Here is a 6,442-nt window from a genome sequence, read left to right as displayed (position 1 = left end):
ATGGCGGTTCGTCCCTCCTTTACCAGAAATATTTGCGTGTTCATCATCTGTTATAGAACACAAAAAAAGAGCAAATGGATGGCTCCATTCGTTGATGAAATGTTGAAAACATATAATATAGTAGAAAAACGTCTTTTCGACATCATTCACAAGATGTGGACAAATTCTTACACACCCTGTGAAAAAACTTTCCACATGTTATCCACAGTTTGTGGATAACGATATAACAGCCAATTTGTTATCAAGAGTTAAAACACAAATATAATATCAGAATAAGCGAGACGTTGCAATGGTTGACAAGAACTTATCCACACACTATACAAACTGTTGAAAAAATATTGTCCACAACGGTTAGTTTTGTGAAAATGTTGTCGATAATGATTGTGGATAGAAAAAATGAGGCGAAAGATATCCACATTGGATATTTTCGATCAGGAAGTCGACATTTCCCGCTTCCAAAAAAATCTTTTAAGCTAAAATTGAGGAAAAATGAAAATAGACTTTCGGAGTCGATTCATCTGTGTTATCCTATTATGGTGCGAAAAAGAAATGTATGAGCAAAGTTGACAATGAACGGCTCATCCAAATATAATAAATTAGACTGTCTTTAACAGCTATTCCTCGAGGGAGGTGTCATACATGAAAAGAACATTTCAACCAAATAACCGTAAGCGCAGCAAAGTTCATGGCTTTCGCAGCCGTATGAGTTCTAAAAATGGACGTCTTGTATTAGCACGTCGCCGCCGCAAAGGAAGAAAAGTATTATCAGCTTAGGCCACTGAATAATGTCAGTGGTCTTTTTTACATAGAGGAATGACCAGGGCCCTTTTTGCCAGCTTGTTATCGGAGTGAAGGAAGACATGAAAAAGCGAAATCGATTAAAAAAAAATGAAGATTTTCAAAAGGTATTTAAAAAAGGCAAATCGATGGCAAACCGGCAGTATGTTTTATATGTGCTTCACCAGCCTGAGGCGAAAGAGTTTCGGGTCGGTCTGTCGGTCAGCAAGAAAATCGGGAACGCCGTCGTGCGCAACCGGGTAAAGCGGCTGATTCGCCAGGTCATCCAAGAAGAGCGGAATCAATTAAAACAAGAAAATGACTACATCATTATTGCGAGAAAACCAGCTGCTGATTTGACATATGAAGAAACAAAGAAAAGCCTGCAGCATCTTTTCAGAAAGTCGTTTGTTTACCGGAAAAAATCGAATAAGCCATCATAACCCGAGTAAATAAATAAGCCATAGCCGCATATTTTTAAGCGCTTCCTTTTAGCTTAAAAAATGTCAGCGCCCATTCAGTGGTGAAAGATGATAAAATACGATAAAGTATGTCTTTTTAATGATCATAACCACATTAAAACGGTTTAAGAATGAAGATTTAGGAGGAAATGTTGTTGAAGAGGCGAATTTTATTATTATTCAGTATGATCGGCGTTCTCGTGCTTTTAGCTGGATGTACGGAAATCAATCAGCCGATCACTTCAGAAAGCGAAGGATTTTGGAACAACTACATCGTTTACCCTTTGTCACAGCTGATTACGTACGTTGCAAATGTAACGAATAAAAACTTCGGGCTTGCGATTATTGTCGTGACGATTTTAATCAGACTTTTGATTTTGCCGCTGATGATCAAGCAGACAAGAAGCTCCAAAGCGATGCAGGCTCTGCAGCCTGAAATGCAAAAACTTCGCGAAAAATACAGTTCAAAAGATCAGAAAACACAGCAGAAACTTCAGCAGGAAACAATGGCTCTCATGCAGAAGCACGGGGTTAACCCGCTTGCAGGATGTTTCCCAATCTTAATTCAAATGCCGATTTTAATCGGATTCTATCATGCGATTATGAGAACGCGGGAGATCGCGGAGCACAGCTTTTTATGGTTTGACTTGGGAGAGCGTGATCCGTATTTCATCCTTCCGATTCTAGCGGGTGTGTTCACTTTCATCCAGCAAAAACTGATGATGGCCGGAACAGCTCAGCAAAATCCGCAAATGGCGATGATGCTTTGGCTGATGCCGATCATGATCGTTGTATTCGCTATCAGTTTCCCGGCGGCTCTTTCTCTGTACTGGGTAGTCGGCAACTTGTTTATGATTGCTCAAACCTTCTTTATTAAAGGTCCTGATTTAAAGGCAGAGAAGCAAGAAGCGGCAGCCGGAGGAAAAAAATCCGGAGGTAAGAAAAAGTGAAGGAACTGACTGCTACTGGACGTACCGTCGATGAAGCAGTGCAATCCGGGCTTAAACAGCTGGAACTTCAAACAGACGATGTTGAAATTGCCGTGATAGACAAAGGAAAAAAGGGATTATTCGGCATTTTCGGCCATCAGCCTGCAGTTGTTAAAATTCGAGAAAAAGCAGATCCTATCAAAGAAGCCAAACAGTATTTGGAAAATGTTATTTCAAATATGGGAATTCAAGCACAGGTGATGGTAGAAGAGGAGCCAAAAAGGGTCGTTTTCCGATTACAAGGAGATAAAACCGCACTTTTGATCGGAAAAAGAGGACAAACATTAAATGCCCTTGAAACATTGACACAGCTCGTAATCAATCGGTATTCCGACCGCTATATCCATGTGGTTGTCGATGCTGAAGGATACCGTGCCAAGCGAAAGGAAACATTGACACAGCTGGCATTGAAGCTGGCCGATCAGGCAAGCAGGCAGAAAAAAGACATTCATCTTGAGCCGATGCCTTCCAGCGAGCGGAAAGTGATCCATGACACCCTTTCAGGCTATTCAAAAGAAATTGAAACATACTCTACCGGAGAAGATCATAACCGGCACCTTGTCATCTCATATAAAAAATAACATGAAAACCGAAGTTCTCAAAAACGGGGACTTCGGTTTTTTGTGATGCCAAAACGACCTGAATTTCATTTATCACCGGCTATATCCGTTTTAGTTCGGCTCTTTTCAGTGTAAGCTGTTGATGAAAATGAAATTTAATTGTTATTCACATGTGGATAAGTTAAAGTAATTAATGATGGCTTGCAGCAGTTGTGGATAACGATTCAAGTCACTTCCACTTCAATTCAAACTATGTTATCTTTAAATTTTGATTACAATAAAAGTTTTTCATCTATTTATATTGTTTGGAAGATGACCCGTCAAATGGGGATAATAGATAAAGGAATGAAAAAGAGAGGTGAAAGCCATGGATACAATCGCTGCGATTTCAACGCCGATGGGAGAAGGAGCGATTGCGATCGTCCGGATGAGCGGCCCAGAAGCACTGTCGATTGCAGATAAAGTATATAAAGGACCTCGCGGGAAACGGTTGAGCTCTGTTGATACACACACCATTAATTATGGCCATATCGTTGATCCGGAAACAGAAAAGGTCGTTGAAGAAGTGATGGTGTCCGTTTTAAAGGCACCGAAAACTTTTACAAGAGAAGATATTGTGGAGATCAACTGTCACGGCGGAATTGTGACAGTCAATCAAGTGCTTCAGCTTGTCTTGAGAGAAGGAGCGAGAATTGCTGAGCCTGGAGAATTTACGAAAAGGGCCTTTTTAAACGGGAGGATCGATCTTTCCCAGGCGGAGGCTGTCATGGATCTCATCAGAGCGAAAACGGACCGCGCCATGAATGTAGCCATGAATCAGATGGAAGGAAGGCTTTCTTCACTGATCAAACGATTGAGAGCCGAGCTTCTTGAGACGTTGGCCCATGTAGAAGTAAATATTGACTACCCGGAATACGATGATGTTGAAGAAATGACGCATAAGCTCTTAATCGAAAAGGCGACAAAGGTCAGAAATGAAATCGAGGCGCTCCTTACGACATCAGAGCAGGGTAAAATATTAAGAGAAGGCATCTCAACGGTTATTATCGGCCGGCCCAATGTCGGGAAATCATCGCTGTTAAACAGCCTCGTTCACGAGACGAAAGCGATTGTAACAGACATTCCGGGTACGACGAGGGATGTCATTGAAGAATATGTGAATGTAAGAGGCGTCCCGCTGCGTCTTGTCGATACAGCAGGAATCCGCGAGACCGAAGATATCGTCGAGCGCATCGGCGTTGAGCGCTCCAGGCAGGTATTAAAAGAAGCGGATTTGATTCTGCTTGTCCTCAATTACAGCGAGTCTCTGTCAGAAGAAGACATCAAGCTTTTCGAAGCAACGAAGGGCATGGATTTGATTGTCATCGTCAATAAGACCGACCTCGAGCAAAAGCTTGATCTCGATCGTGTTCAGGAATTGGCCGGAGAACGTCCTGTCGTTACAACCTCTTTATTGAAAGAAGAAGGAATTGACGAGCTGGAGGAAGCTATTCAATCGCTGTTTTTTACGGGAGCGATCGAGAGCGGCGACTTGACGTATGTCAGCAATACAAGGCATATCTCCCTCTTTCATGAGGCTAAGCGCGCCATTACAGACGCTCTTGAGGGAATTGAGAATGATGTGCCGATTGATATGGTTCAAATCGATTTAACAAGATGCTGGGAAGTTCTCGGGGAGATCATTGGCGACGCCGTGCATGAAAGCTTGATCGACCAGCTCTTTTCCCAATTTTGCTTAGGAAAATAAAGGAGGAACAAAGCATATGGGCTATGAAGCAGGCCAATATGACGTCATTGTCGTTGGCGCCGGCCACGCCGGGGTCGAAGCGGCGCTGGCATCGGCCAGACAAGGCGCAAAAACGCTTGTCTTAACCATCAACCTTGATATGGTTGCTTTCATGCCGTGTAATCCGTCTGTCGGCGGTCCCGCTAAAGGGATTGTCGTCCGCGAAATCGACGCGCTGGGCGGAGAAATGGCTAAAAATATTGACAAAACCCACATTCAAATGAGGCTTTTAAATACAGGAAAAGGCCCGGCCGTCCGGGCGCTCCGCGCACAGGCGGACAAATTCCAATATCAGCATGAAATGAAAAAAACGCTTGAAAATGAACCCAATTTGACATTGCTTCAAGGAATGGCGGAATGCCTTTTGATCGAAGACGGAGAATGCCGCGGCATTATGACCCAAACAGGGGCGGAGTACCGTTCCAAAACGGTGGTGCTGACGACGGGAACATTTTTAAGAGGAAAAATTATTCTTGGAGATCTGTCCTATTCAAGCGGACCGAACAACCAGCAGCCCTCTATCAAGCTTTCTGAGCATCTGGAAGAGCTCGGGTTCGATCTCGTCCGCTTTAAAACAGGGACACCGCCGCGGGTCAACAGCCATTCGATTGACTACAGCCAAACGGAAATCCAGCCCGGTGATGAAGTGCCGCGGGCCTTTTCGTATGAGACAGTGGAATACATTACAGATCAGCTTCCTTGCTGGCTGACCTATACGAGCCCGGAAACGCATGAGATCATCGATGACAATCTTCACCGTTCACCGATGTATTCCGGCATGATCAAAGGAACGGGGCCGAGATACTGCCCTTCTATTGAAGACAAAGTCGTCCGCTTTAACGATAAGCCGAGACACCAGATCTTTCTCGAGCCTGAAGGACGCAATACACAGGAAGTCTATGTACAGGGACTGTCAACAAGTCTTCCTGAGGACGTTCAGAAAAAAATGCTGTCAACAATTCCGGGACTTGAAAAAGTGGAAATGATGCGTGCAGGGTATGCGATTGAATATGATGCGATCGTACCGACTCAGCTTTGGCCGACACTTGAAACGAAAAAAATACCGGGGTTGTTCACAGCAGGGCAAATCAACGGGACGTCAGGATACGAGGAAGCGGCCGGACAGGGAATCATGGCCGGCATTAATGCGGGCCGCAAAGCGCTTGGCAGAGAAGAAGTCATTCTCAGCCGTTCAGACGCCTACATCGGCGTGCTGATTGACGACCTTGTGACAAAAGGAACAAATGAACCGTACCGGCTGTTGACTTCCCGTGCGGAATACCGCCTGCTTCTCCGCCATGACAACGCCGACTTGCGCCTTACGGAGATCGGCTATGAAGTCGGCTTGATATCTGAAGAAAGATATCAAAAGTTTCAGGAGAAAAAAGCGGCCATTGAAGCAGAGAAAAAACGACTGCATTCTGTTATTATCAAACCGTCCAAAGAAAATCAGGAATACATCCGGTCATTGGGCGGAAGCGAGCTGAAAGACGGCATCCGTGCCACCGACCTTATGAAGCGGCCGGAGATGAACTACGAAACCGTCACAGCGCTTGCCCCTGCGGAAGAACAAGTCGCCGGCGATGTGGCCGAGCAGGTTGAAATTCAAATTAAGTATGAAGGATATATTGAAAAGTCCTTACTGCAAGTTGAAAAACTTAAGAAAATGGAAAATAAAAAGATTCCCGACAGAATTGACTATGACGCGATCAAAGGCATTGCGACAGAGGCCCGCCAAAAACTGAAAGAAGTCAGACCGCTGTCTGTCGCACAGGCCTCACGGATTTCCGGGGTAAACCCTGCTGATATTTCCATTCTGCTTGTTTACCTTGAGCAGGGCCGGATCGCCAAGGTTGCGGAATAGAAAGG

General features: G+C 44.4%; 6 protein-coding genes. All 6 read left to right on the top strand.

Annotation, left to right across the window (positions count from 1 at the left end; all coding sequences use genetic code 11):
* Positions 1-639: 639 nt before the first annotated feature.
* Positions 640-774, top strand: a complete 135-nt coding sequence (rpmH, locus tag RBH91_RS22565; RefSeq protein ID WP_003178075.1) for a 50S ribosomal protein L34 — start codon at positions 640-642, stop codon at positions 772-774.
* A gap of 86 nt (positions 775-860) precedes the next feature.
* The gene (gene rnpA, locus RBH91_RS22560) at positions 861-1,220 is read left to right on the top strand and encodes a ribonuclease P protein component (RefSeq protein ID WP_076760212.1); all 360 of its coding nucleotides are present in this window, start codon (positions 861-863) and stop codon (positions 1,218-1,220) included.
* A 167-nt stretch (positions 1,221-1,387) separates the two neighbouring features.
* Positions 1,388-2,188, top strand: coding sequence for a YidC family membrane integrase SpoIIIJ (gene spoIIIJ, locus RBH91_RS22555; protein WP_083696870.1), 801 nt, complete (start codon positions 1,388-1,390; stop codon positions 2,186-2,188).
* The gene (jag, locus tag RBH91_RS22550) at positions 2,185-2,808 is read left to right on the top strand and encodes an RNA-binding cell elongation regulator Jag/EloR (RefSeq protein WP_307893034.1); all 624 of its coding nucleotides are present in this window, start codon (positions 2,185-2,187) and stop codon (positions 2,806-2,808) included. Before spoIIIJ ends, jag begins: the two co-directional genes overlap by 4 nt.
* Before the next feature lie 346 nt (positions 2,809-3,154).
* Entirely contained in the window at positions 3,155-4,534 is a 1,380-nt protein-coding gene (gene mnmE / locus RBH91_RS22545) for a tRNA uridine-5-carboxymethylaminomethyl(34) synthesis GTPase MnmE (RefSeq protein WP_307893032.1), read from the top strand.
* Between the two features lie 16 nt (positions 4,535-4,550).
* The gene (gene mnmG, locus RBH91_RS22540) at positions 4,551-6,437 is read left to right on the top strand and encodes a tRNA uridine-5-carboxymethylaminomethyl(34) synthesis enzyme MnmG (protein WP_076760204.1); all 1,887 of its coding nucleotides are present in this window, start codon (positions 4,551-4,553) and stop codon (positions 6,435-6,437) included.
* Positions 6,438-6,442: the final 5 nt, after the last annotated feature.

It is taken from the genome of Bacillus swezeyi, assembly GCF_030908325.1.
GTDB lineage: Bacteria > Bacillota > Bacilli > Bacillales > Bacillaceae > Bacillus > Bacillus swezeyi.
The sequence above is the reverse complement of the archived record's forward strand: the minus strand, read 5'-3'. Positions and strand labels throughout refer to the sequence as shown.